Raw genomic sequence first — 256 nt, 5'->3', positions numbered from 1 at the left:
AGTTCTGCTTTYGGTCCTTCGCAACCTTCTGCATTTTTCTGGGTCACGTAGTATTTCGTTTCGCCCGCTGATAAAGTAGAAGGTGTTGGAGCAGCAGAAAGTTTAGTASCATTCGCRTCATACCAGGTTAGGTTTGAACCGGCCGCTGTTAATGCAGGGATATTCTGCTCGTTCTGGCAATAGCTTAGATATGCGGTTACAGGAGCGGCTGGTAAGCCGATTACGGTGACTTTAAGTTCTGCTTTCGGTCCTTCGC

1 protein-coding gene is annotated in these 256 nt (G+C 47.8%); it reads right to left on the bottom strand.

Annotated features, from left to right (window positions below; genetic code table 11):
- Positions 1 to 256: hypothetical protein (locus ASF92_RS21575; RefSeq protein WP_197413233.1), on the bottom strand; the 256-nt coding region annotated here is incomplete at both ends.

The organism is Pedobacter sp. Leaf176 (genome assembly GCF_001424305.1).
Lineage (GTDB): Bacteria > Bacteroidota > Bacteroidia > Sphingobacteriales > Sphingobacteriaceae > Pedobacter.
The sequence above is the reverse complement of the archived record's forward strand: the minus strand, read 5'-3'. Positions and strand labels throughout refer to the sequence as shown.